This is a genomic window from Paracoccus sp. C2R09 (assembly GCF_018860625.1).
Taxonomy (GTDB): Bacteria; Pseudomonadota; Alphaproteobacteria; order Rhodobacterales; family Rhodobacteraceae; genus Paracoccus.
In genome coordinates this window covers 86,018-108,696 of sequence record NZ_JAHKQB010000023.1, presented here as the reverse complement: position 1 = coordinate 108,696, position 22,679 = coordinate 86,018, and the positions used below count along the sequence as shown (strand labels likewise).

Annotated in this window: 18 protein-coding genes; 13 read left to right on the top strand and 5 right to left on the bottom strand. The window is 66.5% G+C overall.

Going from position 1 to position 22,679, the window contains the following annotated elements:
* Positions 1–20: 20 nt before the first annotated feature.
* On the bottom strand, positions 21–923 hold the full coding sequence (locus tag KO490_RS08565; protein WP_216018997.1) for a LysR family transcriptional regulator: 903 nt from the start codon (positions 921–923) through the stop codon (positions 21–23).
* A 166-nt stretch (positions 924–1,089) separates the two neighbouring features.
* On the opposite strand from KO490_RS08565, the gene KO490_RS08560 reads away from it, so the two are divergent.
* The 13 genes from KO490_RS08560 (at position 1,090) to purU (ending at position 16,529) form a co-directional block, all read left to right on the top strand.
* Positions 1,090–2,586: an ABC transporter substrate-binding protein gene (locus KO490_RS08560; protein ID WP_216018996.1), complete on the top strand. Its 1,497-nt coding sequence runs from the start codon at positions 1,090–1,092 to the stop codon at positions 2,584–2,586.
* A gap of 21 nt (positions 2,587–2,607) precedes the next feature.
* Positions 2,608–3,564, top strand: coding sequence for an ABC transporter permease (locus KO490_RS08555; RefSeq protein WP_252727081.1), 957 nt, complete (start codon positions 2,608–2,610; stop codon positions 3,562–3,564).
* The gene (locus tag KO490_RS08550) at positions 3,561–4,379 is read left to right on the top strand and encodes an ABC transporter permease (RefSeq protein ID WP_216018995.1); all 819 of its coding nucleotides are present in this window, start codon (positions 3,561–3,563) and stop codon (positions 4,377–4,379) included. Before KO490_RS08555 ends, KO490_RS08550 begins: the two co-directional genes overlap by 4 nt.
* Positions 4,376–5,185 carry an ABC transporter ATP-binding protein gene (locus KO490_RS08545; RefSeq protein WP_216018994.1) on the top strand — a complete coding sequence of 270 codons (810 nt, stop codon included), beginning with the start codon at positions 4,376–4,378 and terminating at the stop codon, positions 5,183–5,185. The genes KO490_RS08550 and KO490_RS08545 overlap by 4 nt, the downstream gene beginning before the upstream one ends.
* The gene (locus KO490_RS08540; RefSeq protein ID WP_216018993.1) at positions 5,178–5,978 is read left to right on the top strand and encodes an ABC transporter ATP-binding protein; all 801 of its coding nucleotides are present in this window, start codon (positions 5,178–5,180) and stop codon (positions 5,976–5,978) included. Before KO490_RS08545 ends, KO490_RS08540 begins: the two co-directional genes overlap by 8 nt.
* 27 nt (positions 5,979–6,005) lie before the next feature.
* Positions 6,006–7,397 (top strand): amidase, encoded by a 1,392-nt coding sequence (locus KO490_RS08535; protein ID WP_216018992.1) that lies wholly within the window; start codon positions 6,006–6,008, stop codon positions 7,395–7,397.
* Between the two features lie 175 nt (positions 7,398–7,572).
* Positions 7,573–8,130: a helix-turn-helix domain-containing protein gene (locus KO490_RS08530; protein ID WP_216018991.1), complete on the top strand. Its 558-nt coding sequence runs from the start codon at positions 7,573–7,575 to the stop codon at positions 8,128–8,130.
* A 10-nt stretch (positions 8,131–8,140) separates the two neighbouring features.
* Positions 8,141–10,573, top strand: a complete 2,433-nt coding sequence (locus KO490_RS08525; RefSeq protein ID WP_216018990.1) for an FAD-dependent oxidoreductase — start codon at positions 8,141–8,143, stop codon at positions 10,571–10,573.
* 13 nt (positions 10,574–10,586) lie between these two features.
* Positions 10,587–13,031, top strand: a complete 2,445-nt coding sequence (locus tag KO490_RS08520) for an FAD-dependent oxidoreductase (protein ID WP_216018989.1) — start codon at positions 10,587–10,589, stop codon at positions 13,029–13,031.
* A gap of 35 nt (positions 13,032–13,066) precedes the next feature.
* Entirely contained in the window at positions 13,067–13,819 is a 753-nt protein-coding gene (locus KO490_RS08515; RefSeq protein ID WP_216018988.1) for an electron transfer flavoprotein subunit beta/FixA family protein, read from the top strand.
* The gene (locus KO490_RS08510; RefSeq protein ID WP_216018987.1) at positions 13,819–14,739 is read left to right on the top strand and encodes an electron transfer flavoprotein subunit alpha/FixB family protein; all 921 of its coding nucleotides are present in this window, start codon (positions 13,819–13,821) and stop codon (positions 14,737–14,739) included. Before KO490_RS08515 ends, KO490_RS08510 begins: the two co-directional genes overlap by 1 nt.
* 3 nt (positions 14,740–14,742) lie before the next feature.
* A complete protein-coding gene (gene folD, locus KO490_RS08505) occupies positions 14,743–15,648 on the top strand; it encodes a bifunctional methylenetetrahydrofolate dehydrogenase/methenyltetrahydrofolate cyclohydrolase FolD (RefSeq protein WP_216018986.1) in 906 nt (301 codons plus the stop codon).
* Positions 15,645–16,529 carry a formyltetrahydrofolate deformylase gene (gene purU, locus KO490_RS08500; RefSeq protein ID WP_216018985.1) on the top strand — a complete coding sequence of 295 codons (885 nt, stop codon included), beginning with the start codon at positions 15,645–15,647 and terminating at the stop codon, positions 16,527–16,529. The genes folD and purU overlap by 4 nt, the downstream gene beginning before the upstream one ends.
* Before the next feature lie 113 nt (positions 16,530–16,642).
* On the opposite strand, the gene KO490_RS08495 is transcribed toward purU, so the two are convergent.
* From KO490_RS08495 to KO490_RS08480, 4 genes are all read right to left on the bottom strand, one after another.
* The gene (locus KO490_RS08495) at positions 16,643–18,160 is read right to left on the bottom strand and encodes a proline/glycine betaine ABC transporter permease (RefSeq protein WP_216018984.1); all 1,518 of its coding nucleotides are present in this window, start codon (positions 18,158–18,160) and stop codon (positions 16,643–16,645) included.
* 9 nt (positions 18,161–18,169) lie between these two features.
* The gene (locus KO490_RS08490; RefSeq protein WP_216018983.1) at positions 18,170–19,219 is read right to left on the bottom strand and encodes a glycine betaine/L-proline ABC transporter ATP-binding protein; all 1,050 of its coding nucleotides are present in this window, start codon (positions 19,217–19,219) and stop codon (positions 18,170–18,172) included.
* A 71-nt stretch (positions 19,220–19,290) separates the two neighbouring features.
* Positions 19,291–20,253, bottom strand: a complete 963-nt coding sequence (locus tag KO490_RS08485) for a glycine betaine ABC transporter substrate-binding protein (protein ID WP_216018982.1) — start codon at positions 20,251–20,253, stop codon at positions 19,291–19,293.
* A gap of 32 nt (positions 20,254–20,285) precedes the next feature.
* Positions 20,286–22,607, bottom strand: a complete 2,322-nt coding sequence (locus tag KO490_RS08480; RefSeq protein ID WP_216018981.1) for a DUF1989 domain-containing protein — start codon at positions 22,605–22,607, stop codon at positions 20,286–20,288.
* Positions 22,608–22,679: the final 72 nt, after the last annotated feature.

Below are 22,679 nucleotides of genomic sequence, written 5' to 3'. Positions count from 1 at the left end.
TCCAACAGGAACCCGGGGGATCAGCCGTGATGGCACCGCAAGAAGGCCTCGAGGAAGTCGATGAGACGCCTTGCCGCCATGCTCTGATGGTGGGCGACGGAATGCCCCAGCTCCAGCAGGGTCTCGATCCGGGCGCGCGGTTCGAAGGGGCGGGCGATCAGCGTGCCTGCATCCAGATCATGCCGGACGGCCATGCGCGGCAGGATCAGCACCGCCGCACCCCGGCGCGCAAGATCCTTCTGCAGCTCCATCGACGAGGTCGTGAAGGCGGGTTCGAAGCGGTCGATCCCCTGTGCGCGCATCAGCCGGTCGAAGGCGCGGCGGACCCCGAAGCCCCGGTCGGGCAGCGCCAGCCGGTGCTCGGCCATCTGCGCGATGCCAATGGCCTCGCGGGCGGCAAGGGGATGGTCCGGCGCCATGACGGGCTCGTGCCGGACAGGGCCGCGATATCGGGTCAGGATGCGGCTGTCGGCGGGGGCGAACATGGTGACCGCCAGATCCGTCGCGCCCATTGCGACCGCGTCCAGCGCCCCCTGGGCCGATGTCACCGAGACCTCGACCGAGATGCCGGGATAGAGCAGCGCGAATTCCGACAGGGCCGGACCCAGGATCGAGCTGATCGCCGCCCCGTTCACATGGATCGACGCATGGCCGCGCCGCAGCCCCTTCAGGTCGTCGATCATCTGATGGGTCAGGGTCAGTTCCCGCGCGATGTCGCGGCTCTTGGCGGCCAGCATCTCGCCCGCGGCGGTCAGGCGCACGCCCCGCGGGGTGCGTTCGACCAGGGGCGATCCGAAGTTCCGTTCCAGCTTGTCCAGCTGCCGGGTGACGGCGGTGGGCGACACGCCCACGGCCTCGGCCGTCTGCCGGATCGACCCCGTCCGCGCCAGTTCCTGGAACAGTTCTATTGCCTGCCGATCCATGCCTTGCCTCCGGGTGCTACGAATTGCGTTGCACGGTGACACGATCATGGCACTTTTCAAGGCACTGGAAGTGCCATCTTATCAATGCATAAGATGTGCACATGAACGCATCACCCGCTGCGTCGGCCAGCGCCGTCGCAAGGCAACCCAAGGACAGGGAACAACCATGCAACAGCACTTTCGCGCCCTTGCCAGATCGGCCTCGCTTGCCGCGATGATCGCGGCCACCCCTGCGCTTGCCCTTGCCGCGGGCGAGGTCAGCTTCGTCCAGTCGGTCGAACCCGCAGGGCTCGACCCCACGGTCAGCTCGCCCGTGGCGGCGGGGCAGGTCACATGGCAGAACGTGTTCGAGGGGCTGGTGGCCATCGACCGCGACGGCCAGGTCCAGCCGCAGCTTGCGACCGAATGGCAGGTGTCGGATGACGGCCTGACCTACAGCTTCACGCTGCGCGAGGGCGTGAGCTTCCAGAACGGCGTGGCCTTCGACAGCGCGACCGCGAAATTCGCCATCGAGCGCATCCTGGCCGACGATTCCACCAATGGTCAGAAGGCGCTCTATGCCGCGATCGACAGCGTCGAGGCGCCCGATCCGACGACGCTGGTGCTGAAGCTGTCGGCGCCTTCGTCGGATCTTGTCTATTGGCTGGGCTTTCCGGCTGCCGTCATGGTCGAGCCGTCATCGGTCGACACCAACGGCACCGCGCCGGTGGGCACCGGGCCCTTCAAGCTGGACGAATGGCGCAAGGGCGACCGCGCGATCATGTCCGCATGGGACGGATACTGGGGCGAGAAGCCCGCACTGGACCGCATCGTCGCGCGCTTCATCTCGGATCCGCAGGCACAGGTCGCGGCGCTGAAATCGGGGCAGGTGCAGGTGGTGGCCGAATTCTCGGCCCCCGAACTGTTCGACCAGTTCGCAAGCGACGCGGCCTTCGCCACGCATGAGGGCACGGGCGAGATGGAGGTCGTGGCCGGCATGAATGCCGAACGTCCGCCCTTCGACGACATCCGCGTCCGGCAGGCCCTGATGCATGCCATCGACCGCAACCTGCTGATCGAGGCGGTGAAGTCCGGGCACGGCACCCCCATCGGGTCGCACTTCGCCCCCGGCTCGCCCTTCTATGTCGATCTGTCGGGCGAATACGGATACGACCCCGAGGCCGCCAAAGCGCTTCTGGCCGAGGCGGGGCATCCCGACGGGTTCGAATTCACCTTCAAGGTGCCGAACCGCGCCTATGCCCAACGCTCGGCCGAGATCATGCAGGCGTTCTTTGCCCAGATCGGGGTGACCGCGAATATCGAAAGCTCGGATTTTCCGGCGGCGTGGATCCAGGACGTGTTCCAGGATACCAATTACGACATGACCATCATCGGCCATGCCGAACCGCTGGACATCAACATCTATGCCCGCGATCCCTACTACTTCAACTATGACAACCCCGAGTTCGACGAGACGATGACCGCCATCGCCGCCGCCTCGACCCCCGAGGAGCGGGCCGAGGGTTATGCCCGCGCGCAGACGATCATCGCCCATGACCTGCCGGCGCTGTTTCTTTATTCCGAACCGCGGCTTGCGGTCTGGGATGCTGGGCTGGAAGGGGTCTGGGAAAACGGACCCGTCCCGTCGAACGACATGACCGACGTTCACTGGGTGAACGAGTAACGGTCCCTGAACTGCCGAGGTATGATGCCCTTCCTGACACGATCCGCACGGCGGATCGGCGGTCTTCTGGCCGTCCTTCTGATCGCGTCGCTGGTGATCTTCCTGCTGATCGAGGCCGCCCCCGGCGATCCCGCCTCGATCATGCTGGGGACCAGCGCCGCCCCCGATACCGTCGCCGCCCTGCGCGCCGAGCTGGGGCTGAACCGTCCGCTCGGGGTGCGATACCTTGCATGGCTGGCGGGGCTGGCCACCGGCGACATGGGCGTTTCCTTCACCTATGACACGCCCGTGGCCGAACTGATCGGCGACCGCCTGCTGGTGACGCTGCCGCTGACGGCGATGGCTGTGGTCCTGTCGGTCCTGATCGCGCTGCCGCTTGGGGTCTGGGCCGCGAACCGGCCGAACGGGGCGGTGGATACGCTGGCCTCGGTCTTCTCGCAGGTGGGGATCGCGGTGCCGAACTTCTGGATCGGCCTGCTGCTGATCCTGGGCGTGGCACTGGGCCTGGGGTGGTTCACGACGGGCGGCTTTCCGGGCTGGGGGGCGGGCTTCGCCCCCGCGATGGGCGCGCTGGTGCTGCCCGCGATCGCGCTGGCGATCCCGCAGGCGGCGGTCCTGACGCGCGTGACCCGCGCCGCGGTGATCGAGGTCGCGAACGAGGATTTCGTCCGCACCGCCCGCGCCAAGGGGATGTCGCGCGGCCGTGCGCTGTGGCGGCACACGGTGCCGAATGCGCTGCTGCCGGTCGTCACCATGCTGGGACTGCAGATCCCCTTCCTGATCTCGGGCGCGGTGCTGGTCGAGAATGTCTTCACCCTGCCGGGCATCGGGACGCTGGCCTACCAGGCGCTGTCGCAGCGCGACCTGATCGTGGTTCAGAACGTCGTCCTGCTGTTCACCCTGATCGTGCTGCTGGTCAATTTCGCGGTCGACGCGCTCTATTCCGTGCTGGACCCGCGGCTGAGGGGGCGGACATGAGGCGTCTTCCCCTGTCGCTGATCATCGGCGGCGCGATCACCGCGCTGCTGATCGGGGCGGCGCTTCTCAGCCGGGTCTGGACGCCTGCCGACCCGACCGCGATGAACGTGCTGAACCGCCTGAAGGGCCCGGGCGAGGCCGGGCTGCTGGGTGCCGACCAGATCGGGCGCGATGTCTTCTCCATCGTCATGGCCGGTGCCTGGACCTCTCTTGGGGTTGCCTTCACCGCGACCATCATCGGCGGCGCGGTCGGCACGCTGGTGGGCGTCACCGCCGCCGCGCGTGGCGGCGCGATCGAGCGCGTGCTGATGGCCGCGAACGGGGTTCTGTTCTCGTTCCCGCCGATCCTGTCGGCGATCCTTCTGGGGGCGCTCATGGGACCGGGGGCGCTGACCTCGATCACCGCGATCGGGATCTTCATGGTGCCGGTCTTCGCGCGCATATCGCGGGCCGCCGCGATGCAGATCTGGGCGCGCGATTTCGTGCAGGCCGCGCGGATGGCGGGCAAGGGGCAGGCGCTGATCACGGTGCAGCACGTCATTCCGAACATTCAGGCGCAGATCATCGTGCAGCTGGCGATCCAGACGGGCCTCGGCATCCTGTCCGAGGCGGGGCTGTCCTTCCTGGGCATGGGGGTCGCGCCGCCGACGCCCAGCTGGGGGCGGATGCTGGCCGATGCGCAGACCTACATCTCGGCCGCGCCGCATCTGGTGCTGGCGCCGGGGCTGGCCATCGCCGTCGCCGTGCTGGGCCTGAACCTGCTAGGCGACGGGCTGCGCGACCTTACCGATCCGCGAAGGAGGCAGGCATCATGATGCTGAGCATCAGGGATCTGCGCGTGTCCTTTGCGCGCGAACGGGGCCCCGCGGCCGAGGTGCTGCACGGCATCGACCTGGACCTGCCCAAGGGCCGCACATTGGGCGTCGTGGGCGAAAGCGGATCGGGCAAATCCGTGCTGTCGCTGGCGGTGATGGGCCTGCTGCCGCGGACCGCGCGGGCCAGCGGGCAGATCCTGCTCGACGGGCAGGACATCCTGGGCATGTCCGAACGCCAGCTCTGCGGGATACGCGGTCGGCGGATCGGGATGATCTTCCAGGAACCGATGACCGCCTTGAACCCGGCCATGCGGGTCGGTGCCCAGATCGCCGAGGGGCTGTGCCTGACCCAGGGCATGTCGCGCGGCGATGCCCGGGCCGAGGCCCTGCGCCTGTTGCAGATGGTGCGCATCCCGCGCGCATCCGAACGCATCGACAGCTTCCCGCACGAGATGTCGGGGGGCCAGCGCCAACGCGTGGGCATCGCCATCGCCCTCGCCCTGAAACCCGACCTGCTGATCGCGGACGAACCGACGACCGCGCTGGATGTGACGGTCCAAGCCGAGGTTCTGGACATTCTCGACGATCTGGTGACCGATCTGGGGATCTCGTTGATGCTGATCTCTCATGACCTTGGGGTGATCGCGCGGATCGCGGACCGGACGCTGGTCATGTATCGCGGCGACCGGATGGAGGAGGGCGAGACCGAAGCCGTCCTGCGCCGCCCCACCCACGACTATACCCGCAAGCTGATCTCGGCCATGCCGAGACGCGTGCGCGCATCGCTGGAGGCCCCCGATGGCTGATATCCTGCAGGTCAAGAACCTGTCGCGCCATTTCGAACTGGGGCAGGGCGTGGTGCGCGCGTTGGACGACGTGTCCCTGACCCTGCGCGAAGGCCGCATCCTGGGCGTCGTGGGCGAAAGCGGTTCCGGAAAATCCACCCTTGCGAAGCTGGTCATGGCGCTGGATCGCCCGACTTCGGGGCAGGTGCTGATCGACGGGCGCGACCTGTTCGCCATGACCCCGCGCGAATTGCGACGGGCGCGGCGGCATTTCCAGATGGTGTTTCAGGACCCCTACGGCTCGCTCGACCCCCGACAGAGCGTCGGCCGCATCGTGGCCGAGCCGCTTTATCTGGACCCGGAGGCCCCCCGTGGTGCCGCGCGTCGCAGGCTGGTGGCCGACCTGCTGGAGGATGTCGGGCTGGCCGCCGCCGACGCCGACCGGTTCCCGCATGAATTCAGCGGCGGACAGCGCCAGCGCATCGCCATCGCCCGCGCGCTGATCACCAGGCCGCGCCTGCTGGTCGCGGACGAGGCGACCTCGGCCCTCGATCTGACGGTGCAGAAGCAGATCCTGGAACTGATCCTGAAGCTGCGGGACGAACACGGGATCAGCGTGCTGTTCATCACGCATAACATCGGCGTCGTGGACGAGATCTGCGACGAGGTGGCCGTGATGCAGGACGGTCGCCTGGTCGAGACCGGCCCCGCCCGGCAGGTGCTGGACGAACCACGGCAGGATTATACCCGCAAGCTGCTGGCCGCCGAACCCACGCTGAACGTGATCGGGCGCAGGAATCGCGCGCCCGTCTGATCCCAACCCGAAGGCGAAAGAAGAACGATGTCCGATATCCTCGACCTGTCCGCCCGGCGCGTGCTTGCCGCATTCGCCGACCGGAGCCTGTCGCCCGTCGAATACATGACCGCGCTGATCGCGCGCGTCGAGGCGAGCGAGCCGTCCGTGGGCGCGCTCTTTGCCTTCGCGCCCGAACGCGCGCTGGACGATGCCCGTGCGTCCGAGGCGCGGTACATGGCCGACAGCCCCATGGGTCGGCTGGACGGGATGCCGGTAACGGTCAAGGAACTGATCGCCACCAAGGGAGAGATCGTGCCGATGGGCACCGCGGCGATCGATCCGGTGCCCGCCCCCGAGGACGCGCCCACCGCCGCGCGCCTGCGCGAGGATGGCGCGGTCATCTTCGCCAAGACGACCTGCCCGGATTACGGGATGCTGTCATCGGGCCTGTCCACGTTTCACCAGCTGTCGCTGAACCCGTGGAAGCTGACGGAAAATCCCGGCGGTTCGTCCGCCGGGGCGGCCTCGGCCGCGGCGGCAGGATACGGTCCGCTGCATGTGGGCACCGATATCGGTGGATCGGTTCGGCTGCCCGCAGGCTGGACGGGGCTGTTCGGGTTCAAGCCCACGCAGGGGCGCATCCCGATCGATCCCTACTATACCGGGCGCTGTGCGGGGCCCATGACGCCCAGGGTGGACGATGCCGCGCTGATGATGCCGACGATGACCCGGCCCGACTGGCGCGATGCCACGGCGCTGCCCCATCAGGATCTGGACTGGGAAGGTGCAAGCGTGGATCTGCGCGGAATGCGGATCGGGCTGATGCTGGATGCGGGCTGCGGCATCGACCCCGAGCCCGAGGTCGTGGCCGCGGTGACGGATGCCGCACGCGTTTTCGAGGAGATGGGCGCCATCGTCGTTCCCGTCGCGCCGGTTCTGACGCGCACGATGCTGGACGGGCTGGACGTGGCCTGGCGCGCGCGGTTCTGGGGCATGATGGAGGCGCTGCGCCCCGAGGCCCGCGCCCGTATCCTGCCCTATATCCGCGAATGGGCCGAGGCCGGGGCCGATGCATCGCCCGTCCGGGTCGCGCAGGGGTTCGACCAGACCTTCGCCATGCGCCGCGCGACCGCCGAGGCGTTCCAGCAGGTCGATGCGATCATTTCTCCGGTGAACCCCAATGTCAGCTATCCTGCGGATTGGGCATCGCCCACGAACGATCCCGCCCGCCCCTTCGAACATATCTGCTTCACCGTTCCCTGGAACATGGGCGAACAGCCCGCCTGTTCCATCAATTGCGGCTTCTCGGGCAGCGGCATGCCCATCGGTCTGCAGATCGTCGCGCCCCGCTTCTGCGACACGCAGGTCTTCGCGATGGCCCGCGCATACGAGGAACGGCGCGGACCCATCACGGATTGGCCGCGCTTCGACCGCTGAACGCATCGTTTTCGCGCTGCCCGCATATTCGATGGGCAGCGTGACCCCGCCCCGCTGAAAAAACGCCCAACTTGATCGCCGCCGCCCCTCTCGTGAAATAATCCGCCAGATTTTCATTGCGACATCGTGAAAATCACGCGACATATTTCATGACACCTGAAGGCGAGGGCGAAACATGTCGGGCGACAAGACCATCGGCGGCGATATCCGGGCCTTGCGGACCACCCGCAAAATGACCCTGGACGACCTTGCCGGGGGTCTTGGAAAATCCATCGGCTGGCTGTCGCAGGTCGAACGCGGGCTGTCGCAGCCCACCGTGGACGACCTGCAGAAGATCGCCCGACTGCTCGAAGTGCCCACCTCGATGTTCTTCGGCACGGCGGACGGGCCTTCGGACGAACAGGGCCTGATCGTCCGCGCCCGGAACCGCCGCGAGATCGGCGAACGCGACAGCGGTCTGTTCGAGGCGCTGCTGTCGCCCGACCTGTCGGATGATTTCGAGGTGATCCATTCGACCTTCCTGCCCGGTGCCAGGCTGGATCAGCCGCGCCGTCGCGGCACCTCCGAGGTGGTCTATCTCGTCTCGGGGCGGCTTGATCTGTGGATCGAGGACCGCGCCTTCACCATCGAGACCGGCGACAGCTTCCGCATCAGGAATGCGGAATATCGCTGGTCGAACCCCTATGACGACCCCGCCACGGCGATCTGGGTCATCTCTCCCCCTGTCTACTGAGGTTATCGAAATGGCTCTTCCCTCCACTGCGCGTGTGGTCATCATCGGTGGCGGGGTGGTCGGCGTCTCGGCGCTGTATCACCTTGCCAAGGCGGGTTGGACGGATTGCGTCCTTCTGGAAAAGAACGAGCTGACGGCGGGCTCGACCTGGCACGCGGCGGGGAACTGCCCGAACTTCGCTGCGAATTACGGCGTGATGAACATGCAGCGCCACGGGCTCGCGCTGTATCGCGGGCTGGCGGACGAGGTTGATTACCCCATCAACTATCACGTCACCGGCGCGGTCCGGCTGGCCCATACCCACGACCGCATGATGGAGTTCGAGCGCGTGCGCGGCATGGCTGCCCATATGGGCCTGACCATGGACATGTGCACCCCCGAGGAACTGCAGCAGCATTTCCCCTTCATGGAGACGCATGACCTGGAAGGCGGCCTCTGGGATCCGCTGGACGGCGATATCGATCCAAGCCAGGTCACGCAGGCGCTGGCCAAGGGCGCGCGGGCGCATGGCGGCACCATCGCGCGCTTCACCCCCGCCACGGGCGTCAGCCGTAAGGATGGCGAATGGGTCGTCCATACCGAAAAGGGCGATATCCGCTGCGAATACGTGGTGAACGCGGCGGGCTACTATGCCGCGCGCGTGGGCGAATGGTTCCTGCCCCATGGCGGGCGGCCCGTGCCGATGACGGTGATGAGCCATCAGTATTTCCTGACCGAGGCCATCCCCGAGGTCGCCGCCTGGACGAAGGAACATGGCCGCAAGCTGCCGATGCTGCGCGACGTGGACAGCAGCTACTATCTGCGGCAGGACACGCATTCGCTGAACCTGGGGCCCTATGAACGGAACTGCCAGGTCGGCTGGGCATCGGGGCAGGACATGCCCGAGGATTTCAGCTTCCAGCTCTATCCCGACGACCTGGACCGGCTGGAATGGTATATCGAGGATGCGATGGCTCGCGTGCCGCTGCTAGGAACGCAGGGCGTTCAGCGCAACATCAACGGGCCCATCCCCTATGCACCCGATGGGCTGCCGATGATCGGGCCGATGCCCGGCGTGCCGAACGCGTTCGAGGCGCACAGCTTCACCTTCGGGATCGCGCAGGGCGGCGGTGCGGGCAAGGTGCTGTCGGAATGGATCATGCATGGCCATACCGAATGGGACATGTGGTCGGTCGATCCGCGCCGCTTCACCGCACATGCCGATGCGGCATATTGCACCGGCAAGGCGATGGAGACCTATGGCCATGAATACGCGATGCATTTCCCGCATCACGAATGGCCCGCCGAACGGGGTCGCAAGCTGTCGCCGAACCACGACCGCCTGGTCGCGGATGGTGGGCAGATGGGTGCCTATAACGGCTGGGAACGGGCCAACTGGTTTGCGCAGCCCGGTGACGACATATCGGAGGACGCGACCCTGACCTGGGATCGCAGCGGCCCGTGGGAACCCCGCGTCCGGGCCGAGGTCGAGGCCGTGCGCGACGGCGTGGGCGTGATCGACCTCTGCGGTTTCTCTCGCTTCGCCCTGTCGGGCGAGGGGGCAGCCGAATGGCTGCGCGGCATGGTCGCGGGCGGTCTGCCCAAGGTCGGGCGCATGAACCTGATCTATTTCGCCGACAGCCGTGGCCGCGTCCTGACCGAGATGTCCTGCATCCGCCACGCCGAGGATGAATTCACCCTGATGACCGCCGCCGTCGCCCAGTGGCACGACCGCGATCTGCTGGCGCGGAACCTGCCCGCCGGGGTGACCCTGACCGATCGCAGCGCCGATGTGACCGCGATGCTGGTGACGGGGCCGAAATCGCGCGACCTGCTGGGCGTCATTTCCGATGCGGACCTGACGCTTGGCTGGCTGACGCATCAGCAGGCGACGGTGGCGGGCAGTCCCGCGATGCTGGCCCGCGTGTCCTTCGCAGGCGAACTGGGATGGGAGGTTCACGCAGCGCCCACTGACGCTGCCGCGATCTATGCCGCGATCCGCGATGCGGGGGCCGCGCCCTTCGGGATGTATGCGCTGAACTCGATGCGGATCGAGAAGGGTTACCTGACCTGGAAGGGCGATCTGTCCAGCGACTACACGCTGATGGAAACCGGGCTGGGCCGCTTCGTGAAGCTGGACAAGCCGCAGGACTTCCCCGGCAAGGCCGCGCTTAGGGCCGAAACCGCGTCTGCCCGCCGCCTCGTGACGCTGGTGGTCGAGCCGGGCCGGCAGGACGCGCCCTACATGGCGGCGGCGTTCCAAGGCGACACCCGCGTGGGCGAGGTCCTGTCCTCGGCCTATGGATACCGCACCGACAAGGCCATCGCGATGGCGATGCTGGCAAGCGATGCCGCCCTGCCGGGGACCGAGCTGGAAATCGAGGTCTATGGCCAGCGTCTGAAGGCCGTCGTGCAGGAGAACGCCTGCCTCTGGGATGCCGACAACAGCTGCATCCGTGCGTGAAAGGACGATGAACATGGCACTGCCCCCTGAAAAAGCACGCGTCGTCATCGTCGGCGGCGGGGTGATCGGATGCTCGGTCGCCTATCACCTGACCAAGCTGGGCTGGAAGGACGTGGTCCTGCTGGAACGCAAGCAGCTGACCTCGGGGACGACCTGGCACGCCGCCGGGCTGATCGCCCAGCTGCGGGCGTCCCAGAACATGACGCGCCTGGCGAAATACAGCCAGGAACTCTATGGCAGCCTGGAAGAGGAAACCGGCGTCGCCACGGGTTTTCGCCGCAACGGGTCGATCACGGTCGCGCTGTCGGATGAACGCCGAGAGGAGATCCTGCGCCAGGCCTCGATGGCACGCGCCTTCGGTGTCGAGGTCGAGGAGATCAGCCCGACCGAGCTTCTGGCCCGATACCCGCATGTCAACATCGACGGCGTGAAGGCTGCCGTCTATCTGGACAAGGACGGGCAGGGCGATCCCGCGAATATCGCGCTGGCCATGGCCAAGGGTGCCAGGCAGCGCGGCGCGCAGGTGCTGGAACGCACCAAGGTCACCGGCTTCCGCCGCGATGGCCGCCGCATCACCGGCGTCTCGTGGGAGGCCGAGGGCGCAAGCGGCATGATCGAATGCGATCACGTCGTGAACTGTTCGGGCATGTGGGGCCACGAGGTCGGCCGCCAGATGGGCATCAACGTGCCCCTGCATGCCTGCGAGCATTTCTACATTGTCACCGATACCGTGCCGGGCCTGCAGCAGCTGCCGACCTTGCGGGTTCCCGAGGAATGCGCCTATTACAAGGAGGACGCGGGCAAGATCCTGCTGGGTGCCTTCGAACCCGTCGCCAAGCCTTGGGCGATGAAGGGCATCCCCGAGGATTTCGAGTTCGACCAGCTGCCCGAGGATTTCGACCATTTCGAGCCGATCCTGGAAATGGCCGTGAACCGCCTGCCGATCCTTGCGGAAACCGGCATCCACACCTTCTTCAACGGCCCCGAGAGCTTCACCCCCGACGACGCCTATCACCTGGGCCTCGCCCCCGAGATGGACAATGTCTGGGTCGCGGCGGGCTTCAATTCCATCGGCATCCAGTCGGCGGGCGGCGCGGGCAGCGCGCTGGCATCCTGGATGGACACGGGCGAGAAGCCCTTCGATCTGGGTGATGTGGATATCGCGCGCATGCAGCCCTTCCAGGGGAACAAGCACTACCTGTTCGAACGCTCGAAGGAGACGCTCGGCTTGCTCTATGCCGATCACTTTCCCTATCGCCAGAAGGCCACCGCACGCGGCATCCGCCGTTCGCCCCTGCACGAGGCGCTGAAGGCCGAAGGCGCGGTCATGGGGGAACTGTCGGGCTGGGAGCGCGCGAACTGGTTCGCGGATCCGGGGCAGAAGGCGGAATACGAATATTCGTGGAAACGCCAGAACTGGTTCGACAATGCCGCCCGCGAACACAAGGCCATCCGCGAGAATGTCGGCATCTACGACATGTCGTCCTTCGGCAAGATCCGGGTCGAGGGCCCCGATGCCGAGGCGTTCCTGAACCATATCTCGGGCAGCGATCTGTCGGTGCCGGTGGGCAAGATCGTCTACAGCCAGTTCCTCAACAGCCGCGCGGGCATCGAGGCCGATGTCACGATCAACCGCCTGGCCGAGGATGCCTATATGGTGGTGACCCCGGCGGCGACCCGTCAGGCCGATCAGGCATGGATGCGCCGCCATCTGGGCGACCGCCGCGTGACCCTGACCGACATGACCGCCGCCGAGGCCGTGATCTGCGTGATGGGGCCGAACAGCCGCGCCCTGTTGCAGCGGGTGTCGCCCAACAATTTCTCGAACGCCGTCAACCCCTTCGGGACCTGGCAGGATATCGAGATCGGCATGGCCCTGGCCCGCGCCCACCGCGTCACCTATGTGGGCGAGCTGGGCTGGGAGATCTACGTGTCGACCGACATGGCGGCCCATGTCTTCGAGGTGCTGCGCGAGGCGGGCCGCGATATGGGCGCCAAGCTGTGCGGCCTGCATATGATGGACAGCTGCCGCCTGGAAAAGGGCTTCCGCCATTTCGGGCATGACATCTCGGCCGAGGATCACATCCTGGAGGCGGGCCTGGGCTTCGCGCTGAAGAAGGGCGACGGCGACTATGTCGGTCGCGATGCGGTCCTGCGCAAGCGCGAGGCGGGCCTCGAACGGCGGATGGTCCAGTTCATGCTGACCGATCCCGAACCGCTGCTGTATCACGCCGAACCGATCCTGCGCGACGGTAGGCTCGTGGGCTATCTCAGTTCCGGCGGCTACGGCCATCACCTGGGTGCCGCGATGGGCATGGGCTATGTCCCCTGCGCGGGCGAAAGCGTCCAGGACGTGCTGGCATCCGATTACACGATCGAGATCGCGGGCCGCCGCGTGGCGGCGCATGCCTCGATCAAGCCCTTCCACGACCCGAAATCCGAACGGGTCAAGGTCTGAACCCCCACCATCCAATCGAAAGGAACGCCAAGGCGATGAAGATACTGGTCCCGGTCAAGCGCGTCATCGACTATAACGTGAAGGTCAAGGTCCGGTCGGACGGCACTGGTGTCGATCTGGCCAACGTCAAGATGTCGATGAACCCCTTCGACGAGATCTCGGTCGAAGCAGCCATCCGCCTCAAGGAGGCGGGCATCGCCTCCGAAATCGTGGCGGTGTCCATCGGCGACAAGAAATCGGTCGAGACCCTGCGCACCGCGCTGGCGATGGGTGCCGATCGCGGCATCCTGGTCGAGGCCGCGGAGGCGACCGAGATCGAGCCGCTGGCTGTCGCCAAGATCCTGAAGGCCGTCATCGCCGAGGAACAGCCGCAGCTGGTCATCGCGGGCAAGCAGGCCATCGACAACGACATGAACGCCACCGGCCAGATGCTGGCCGCGCTGCTGGGCTGGGGACAGGCGACCTTCGCCTCGGAACTGGAGATCGTGGACGGCAAGGCGCAGGTCACGCGCGAGGTCGATGGCGGATTGCAGAAGATCGAGGTCGCGCTGCCTGCCATCGTCACGACCGATCTGCGCCTGAACGAGCCGCGCTATGCATCGCTTCCCAACATCATGAAGGCGAAGAAGAAGCCGGTTGCCGAAAAGACAGCGGCGGATTACGGGGTCGACACGACGCCCCGCCTGCAGGTCGTCGCGACCGAGGAACCGGCAGGGCGCGCCGCGGGCGTCAAGGTCGGATCGGTGGGTGAACTGGTCGAGAAACTCAAGGAAAGGGCGCTGGTCTGATGTCTGTTCTTCTTCTGGCAGAGGTTGCAGGGGGCGCGCTGGCGCTGGACGCGACCGCGAAGGCCGCCACGGCGGCCGCGAAACTGGGTTCGGTCACCGCGCTGGTCTGCGGATCGCCCGAGGCCGCCGCCGAGGCTGCGGGCATCGATGGCATCGACAAGGTGTTGCACTGCGCCGACGACGCCGTGGCGAACGGCCTGGCCGAGAACGTCACCGCGTTGGTCATGCAGCTGTCGGCCGGCGTTACCCATATCGTCGCCCCCGCCAGCAATGCGGGCAAGAACGTGCTGCCCCGCGTGGCCGCGCTTCTGGATGCGATGGTGATCACCGACGTGACCGATATCCTGGATGCCCAGACCTTCAAGCGCCCGATCTATGCGGGCAATGCCATCCAGACGGTCCGGTCGCAGGATGCGGTCAAGGTGCTGTCCATCCGGACCGCGGGCTTCGAAGCCGCGGGCACCGGCGATGCGGCCCCGGTCGAGGCCGTCGCCCTGGCCGAGGTTCCGACCCTGTCGGTGCATCTGGAGGACATGGTCGTCAAGAGCGACCGCCCCGAACTGGCTTCGGCCAAGGTCGTCGTCTCGGGCGGGCGCGGCGTCGGCTCGCAGGCCGATTTCGCGCTGATCTCGGGGCTGGCCGACAAGCTGGGGGCGGCCGTCGGCGCATCGCGCGCGGCAGTGGACAGCGGTTTCGCCGCGAACGACCTGCAGGTCGGTCAGACCGGCAAGGTCGTGGCGCCCGATCTCTATGTCGCGGTCGGCATTTCGGGGGCGATCCAGCATCTTGCGGGCATGAAGGACAGCAAGGTCATCGTCGCGATAAACAAGGACGAGGAGGCCCCGATCTTCCAGGTGGCCGATTACGGACTGGTCGCCGACCTGTTCGAGGCCGTGCCCGAACTGACGGGGACGCTGTAAGCCATGACTGCCCGGTTGATCGACGGCAAGGCCCATGCAGCGTCCGTCCGCGCCCGCGTCCGCGACCGCGTGGCCGACATCCATGCACGGACCGGGCTGACCCCCGGCCTTGCCGTGGTCCTGGTCGGACATGACCCCGCCTCCGAGGTCTATGTCCGGTCCAAGGGCAAGCAGGCGGTCGAGGCCGGCATGCGCAGCTTCGAGCATCGCATGCCGACCGACACCCCCGCCGCCGATCTGCTGGATCTGATCCGCAGGCTGAACGAGGATCCGCTTGTGCATGGCATCCTCGTGCAGCTGCCGCTGCCCGCGCACCTGGATGCGCGGGCGGTCATCAATGCCATCTCGCCCGCCAAGGATGTGGACGGGTTCCACATCTCGAACGTGGGAATGGTGGGCACCGGGCAGGATGCCATCGTCCCCTGCACGCCGCTTGGCTGCATGATGATGCTGCGCCATCACCATGCCGATTTCCGTGGCCTGACCGCGTTGGTGATCGGGCATTCCAACATCGTGGGCAAGCCGATGGCCCGCCTGCTGCTGAATGCCGATTGCACGGTCATAGTGGCGCATAAATCGTCGATCAACATTCCCGAACTGGCACGCATCGCCGATATCGTGATCGTGGCGGCGGGCGTTCCGGGACTGGTCCGGGCCGAATGGATCAAACCCGGCGCGACCGTCATCGACGTGGGCATCAACCGCATCGAAAGGGACGGCAAGCCCGCGCTGGTCGGCGATGTCGATTTCGACAATGTGCGCCATGTCGCGGGCGCCATCACGCCCGTTCCGGGGGGCGTCGGCCCCATGACGATCGCCTGCCTTCTGGCCAATACGCTGACCGCCTTCTGCCATCAGAACGACCTTCAGGAAGAACCGCTCCTTCTCGACGAACAGGACCAGACATGACCAATTACTGCCTTACCGTCACGTGCCCGTCCCGGCGCGGTATCGTGGCCGCGATCTCGACCTTCCTGGCCGAACACGGCTGCAACATCACAGACAGCAGCCAGTTCGACGACCAGGAGACCGGCCAGTTCTTCATGCGCGTCAGCTTCGCCCCCGAAGAGGGCGCGACGCTGCCGACCCTGACCGAGGCCTTCGGCCCCGTCGCGGGGCCCTTCGGCATGCAGTTCCAGTTCCATGACGAGGCGCGCAAGATGCGTGTGGCGATCATGGTCAGCCGCTTCGGGCATTGCCTGAACGATCTGCTGTACCGGGTTCGCATCGGCGCGCTGCCGATCGAGATCGTGGCCGTGATCAGCAATCACATGGATTACCAGAAGGTCGTGGTGAACGCGGACATCCCGTTCCACTGCATCAAGGTCACCAAGGAGAACAAGCCCGAGGCCGAGGCCCAGATCATGAAGGTGGTCGAGGATGCGGGCGCCGAGCTGATCGTGCTGGCCCGCTACATGCAGATCCTGTCGGATCAGATGTGCCAGAAGATGTCGGGGCGGATCATCAACATCCACCACTCGTTCCTGCCCAGCTTCAAGGGCGCGAACCCCTACAAGCAGGCCTATGAGCGCGGCGTGAAGCTGATCGGCGCGACCAGCCATTACGTGACCGCCGACCTGGACGAGGGCCCGATCATCGAGCAGGACACCGTCCGCATCACCCATGCCCAGAGCGCGTCCGACTATGTCAGCCTGGGTCGCGATGTCGAGAGCCAGGTCCTGGCCCGTGCGATCCACGCCCATGCGCATCACCGCGTGTTCCTGAACGGCAACAAGACGGTCGTCTTCCCCGCCTCGCCCGGCAGCTATTCCAGCGAATTGATGGGCTGAGGCGCCCGGACGAACCGCGCGGGCCATTCCGGTCCGCGCGGTTTTCCCGTCCCGATTACGACATGAAAAAGGCCCGGAGCATGCTCCGGGCCTTTCGCGTCATCGAATGTGCATCACTTCTGTCCGGCGACGATCCGGTCGAGGATCAGCGCGCAGAAGAGGATCGCGAGGCCTGCAAGAAGCCCGTGTCCCGCCGCCGCGTATTGCAGCGCCTCCAGCACATCCTCGCCCAGGCCCTTGGCCCCGATCAGCGACGCGACGACCACCATCGCCAGCGACAGCAGGATGGTCTGGTTCACGCCCGCCATGATCGTCCTGCGGGCAAGCGGCAGATCCACGCGCCACAGCAGGTAGCGGGGCGATGCGCCGAAGGCCATCGCGGCCTCTCGGACCGATGCGGGGACCTGCTGCAGGCCCAGCACGGTAAAGCGGATGACCGGCGGGCTGCCGAAGATCATCGTGGCGACCACGCCCGCGGGCTTGCCCGAACCGATGAAGGCCACGACCGGGATCAGGTAGACGAAGGACGGCATCGACTGCATGAAGTCCAGCACCGGCCGCACGATCGCGAAGGCAATGGGCCGGCGCGCGCAGAAGATCCCCAGGGGGATGCCGATGGTGATCGAGATCAGCGCGGCCGCCCCCAGAAGCGCGATGGTCGTCATCGCCTTTTCCCAGAAATCCAGCAGCCCCAGATAGGCAAGCGCCGCGCCCGTGAAGATCGCGACGCTCGGGCCGCCTGACAGCCATGCCAGCATAACGAAGACCAGCGCGACCACGGGCCATGGCGTGCCGACCAGCAGGACCTCGATCCAGTCCAGCAACCCGCGCATTCCGACGGTCAGCCCGTCGAAGAAGCCGCGTCCGGCGGTCTTGGTCCAGTCGAAGACCGATTGCACGCCGTCGCCCAGGTCCAGCCGCCATTCGCGGTTCGTCGGGAAGCTGTTCAGGATCGCGAAGGCGTCGGGCATGGCAAAGCGCAGGATCGACAACCCGACGACCGCACCCATCAGCAGCGATGCGACGGCCAGGCGGGCAGGCGACCAGCCGCTTGCCGCCGCACGGTCGGACCGCCAGCGCACGAATTGCCGCTCGAGCGTCCAGTTCGCGAGGGACGCCGCGACGAAGCGGATGGCCAGCAGCAGTCCCAGGCCTAGGGCGACATGCATCATGCCGCCCGCGATCGCGCCCTCGGCGGCGTCGCGTGCCGATGTCAGCGCCTGTTCCAACGAGGCGGCTGCCCTTTCCAGCGACGCGACCGAGCCGGAACCGGCCTGCCGCGCGGCCTCGATCTGCTGGCGGCGCAGGTCCAGCGTCTGCGCGATCTGTTCGGCGCGCAACCGGTCCTCGCGTCCCAGATCGCCGAACAGGCCGATGCCGATCTGCACGAAGGTCAGCGTCTCCAGCAGGACGAAGCCTAGGAACCACGACCACAACCCGCGCGCCCCGAACCACAGCGGTCCCAGAAGGGCGGTGGCGGCATTCAGGGTGAAACGAAAGCCCGGCGCCTGCATCATGTAGGCGAAGACGCGCTGGTAATAGGGCTGGCCCCGGCCCGCGAACTGGGACACGAGGGCCTGCAGCTGCACCGCATTCTCGGGCGCCATCTCGGATGTTTCGACATGCTTCATGGAATGTCCTCAGGCCTGGCTTGACTGGATCGCGCGGATCAGCCGCGCGCGGTCGATGATGCCGACGGTGGCGTGATCCGCCGTGACGCGCAGGACCCCGTGCCCTTGGACCGACAGGTCCATCAACGCGTTCAGGTCCATGTCGGGATGGGCCGCCAGCGCATCGCCGGGAACGGGGCCGTGCATCGCCTCGTATTCCGCGGTCGGCTGCATGACCGAACGCGCGAAGATCATGTCCAGCTTCGAGATGCCGGCCACGAAATCGGCCACGTAGTCGTCGACCGGGTTCAGGATGATCTCCTCGGGGGTGCCGATCTGAACAATGCGGCCGTCCTTCATGATGGCGATGCGATGCCCGATGCGGATCGCCTCGTCCAAGTCGTGGGTGATGAACATCGTCGTCTTGCCCAGACGCCGCGACAGCTGCATGAACTGGTCCTGCAGCTGCTTGCGGATCAGCGGGTCCAGCGCCGAGAAAGGCTCGTCCATCAGCAGGATCTCGGGGTCCGAGGCGATGGCGCGGGCAAGGCCCACGCGCTGCTGCATCCCGCCCGACAGCTCATGCGCGTATTTGTCCTCCCATCCCTGCAGGTCGACAAGATCCAGCACGCGGTCGGCCTCGGCCCAACGGCGGGCCTTGCCGGTGCCGCGTATCTCCAGCGGCATGGCGACGTTGTCGCGCACCGTCCGGTGGGGCATCAGGCCGAAATTCTGGAACACCATCGAGACGCGGCGGTTGCGCAGATCGCGCAACCCGCGTTCGTCCAGCGCCATCACGTCGTCGCCGTCGATGAAGATATGCCCGTCGGTCGGCTCCAGCAGGCGGTTCACATGGCGCACCAGGGTGGATTTGCCCGAACCGGACAGGCCCATCACGCAGAACAGCTCTCCCTTGCGGATCTGGAAATTCGCGTCCGCCACGCCCACGACGCATTCGAAGCGGTCGCGGACCTCGGCCTTGCCAAGTCCCTCTTCGCGAATGGCGCGCAGGGCGTTCTTGGCGCGGGCACCGAATATCTTCCAGACGCCTTGCGCGTCGATCACGATCTCATCGCTCATGGGCGGTCCTTCTCGTGGGGCGACGATCGGGCCCCGGCCCGTATCGGGCGGGGGCCGGTGCCACGGGGCGGTCACCGAAGACCCAGCCAGCCGTCGACGATATCGCCGTTGTCGTCCAGCCAGGCGGCCACGGCCTCGTCGGTGTCCTTCCCCTCGATCACGGTCTGGTGGGTCAGCCGCGACAGGTCCGACGCCTCCATGTCGATGCGCGACAGGAAGGCCGCGGCGGCAGGGTTGCGCTGTTCCAGCGACCGGGAATAGGCGACGGTGACGGTCTTGACCTCGTCGCCCGTCGTGATCGAGGATTTGGCCAGCCAGTCGGCATCCTCGTCGGGCTGGACCATCACATAGGCGGCCGGGTCGTGCTCGGGTTCCTCGATGAAGGTCACGTCATAGACGGCGTGGACGAAATGCGGCTCGTAGCAGTAGAAGACGACCCCTTCCTTGCGGTCGATCGCGTCCTTCAGGCGGGCATAGAAGACGGCCTCGTCCTCGGTCGTGGGTTCGAGGAAGGTCTCGATCCCGTAATCGCGGACCTTCACGCGGTTGATGTTGGTCGAGGTCCACCCCGAGGCCCCGACCCAGATCTCGCCCTTGCCGTCGCCATCGCTGTCGAACAACTCCTGCGCCATGGGCGTGGCCAGATCGTAGACCGACTTCATTGCGTGTTCCTCGGCCATGTAGGTGGGAACGCAGAAGCCCGAACGCCCCTGGTAGCTGCCTTCGGACAGGGCGACGGTTCCCTTGCCCTCGACGAATTCGTCGGTGAAGGATGCCTGGTTCGGCAGCCAGACGTCGGGATGCACATCGATATCGCCGCGCCCGCCATCCATGGCCGAGAAGATGACCGCGTTCGCACCGGGGGCATAGCCCGCCTCGCTGCCCAGCCGGGTCTGGATGACCTGCGCGATGATGCGGCTCATGACCTTGGCGCCGGGCCAGCTGGGTTCGCCGACCATGACCTTTTCCTGCGCCGTGGCCGAGGTCGCGGCCAGGACCGCCACGATGGCGGTCAGTGATTTCAGATGCTTCATGTCATATCCTCTCTGTCAGGGGGATGCGCCCGTCAGGCGCGCGCCCGCTTGCGCTGCGGGTCTATGAAGGGAATGTCGGTCACGGTTGCGCCAAGGCGCTTCATCCGGCCGTCCAGCTGGCCGATCTCCAGCCGGGTGTCGTTCAGGGCGTGTTCGACGCCGATGCGCGCGATGGCGATGGCGTGTCCCAGCATGGGCGAGCGGGTGGCCGATGTGACGATGCCGACCTGCCTTTCGCCCGCAAGGACCGGATCGCCGTGATGGGGCAGGTCGTTGCATTCCAGAAGCAGCCCCTTGAGCATGCGCCGCGGGGCTGCCGCATTGCGTTCCAGCGCGGCCTTGCCGGTGAAATCGGGCTTGGTCAGATCGACCGCAAAGCCCAGGCCCGCCTCGAAGGCGTCGATGCCGGGGGCGAATTCGGCGTTCCCGGCGGCCAGCCCCGCCTCGATCCGGATCATGGACAGCGCGTCGCTGCCCATCGGCGTGATGCCGAATTCCTGCCCCGCCTCGATCAGCGCATCCCAGATCGTCAGCGCATCGGCGCGCGCGCAGAAGATCTCGTAGCCCAGTTCCCCGGTATAGCCCGATCTGGACAGCATGAACGGCGCGCCGTCGCGGTCGTTCAGGCGTGCGACGGTGACGCCGAACCATTTCAGCTGGTCCAGCGCGGGCACGGTCGGTTGGGTGAAGACGATCCGACGCAGCAGGTCGCGCGATTTCGGCCCCTGCAACGCAAGGTTCGGCATTGCGCCGCCCAAGTGGTGGATGCGGACCTGCAGGTCCATCTGCCGGGCCAGCGCCTCGAGCACGCGGCCGCTTTCCTCGGACCCGCAGCACCAACGGAACAGGTCGGGCGCAAGGCGGAACAGCGTGCCGTCGTCGATGACGGTGCCCGCCGCGTCGCAGATCAGCGTATAGGATCCGCGCCAGACCGCCAGCTTGGCCACGTTGCGGGTGGTCGCCTGCTGCAGCAGACGCTCGGCATCGGGGCCGACGATGTCGTATTTGCGCAGCCCGCTCATGTCCTGGATCGTCACGTCGTTGCGGCAGGCCCAGTATTCGCCGATGGCCCCGTCCGCCGCGAAGCTGGCGGGCGCCCACAAATCCCGCGCGGGCGCGAAGTTCTGCGTCAGCGGGGCCAGCCGGTCGTGGAAGGCCGAATTCTGGCTGATCGTCATGGGGGCGTCTTCCTTTTCGCGGTAAGCCACGGCACGGCGGATGGGGGTCTCGGGGCGATAGATGCGCACATGCACATCCGTGGGATTCCACCCGTTGATGGGGTCGATATCGTCCGGGCAGGCGGTCGAGACGCAGACAAGGTCGTCCATCGCCTGCATCGCCACGTAATCGCCGGGGCGTGAATGGGATTCCTGCGTCATCAGGTGATGCGAATGCGGGTCGATCCAAGTGTTCCAGAAGAAGTTGATCGCGGGCCAGGCACGCCTGCGCTGCACGCCGAACGGTGCCAGTGCATCGGACATGTTGTCCGAACAGTTCACATGCCCCGGAAAGCCCCGCTCCTCGTAGCCGCGTGCGTTGCAGGCCAGCCCGAAGGTGTCGTGACGCCCGCAGGTATCCTGCACCACGTTCAGCAGCGGGCGCAGTTCGGCATCGAAGAACTTGTCGAGCACGCCCGGCCCCGGAAAGGCGCGGCGCACCATCGACCGTGTGACCGTGCCGTCGATCATCAGTTCCTGTCCGCGATCCAGCCCCTCGGCCCGGAAGGCGTTGAAATCCGAACATTGCTGGCCTTCGACGTCGATGATCTGCAGGAACTCGCCCCTTCTCAGCTCGTAGGCCATGGCGGTGCCGCGCGGGACGGTGAATTCGTCGCGCGTGTCGCCCAGAAGCGGTGGCAACAGCGCCGAATTCGTCGCCGCCTGCTGATGTCCGACGCGGACCGCGCCCGCGAAGCCGCCCGAGACGAGCGCCGAAGGTGGGGTGGGCCAGAAGATCCAGACCGTTGCAGCATCCGAGATGCGCAGCAGCAGGGGTTCGTCCAGCGCCCTGATGCGGCACACGGGCAGATCGCGACTCGTGCCGCCGCAGGCCGCGATCCAGTCGAACATCGGCTGGGGGTCGCAACCGGTCGCATCCATCACGGCATTCGCCGCCAGCCCAAGATGCGCAAGGGCATTCGCGCCGCGCGGCCCGAAGGCAAGGATGCAGGCCTCGGCCCCCGCTGTGATCTCGATGGATACGAGATCGCCCGTGCGGGTTTCCAGCCGCATCCCCGCGCGCGGGGCCAGCGCGCGTTCGACCGGGGCCGAGCGTTTGGGAAAGCCGTGAAAGCTGCGGGCAGGGGTCAGGAAACCCATGTTGTCGAAATCGCGCAGGACTGTGTAAGCGGTCATCAGTCAGTCTCGATTCTGCATAATGTAACTGGTTACATTCGCCGTGTAACTGGTTACATCCGTCAAGAACTG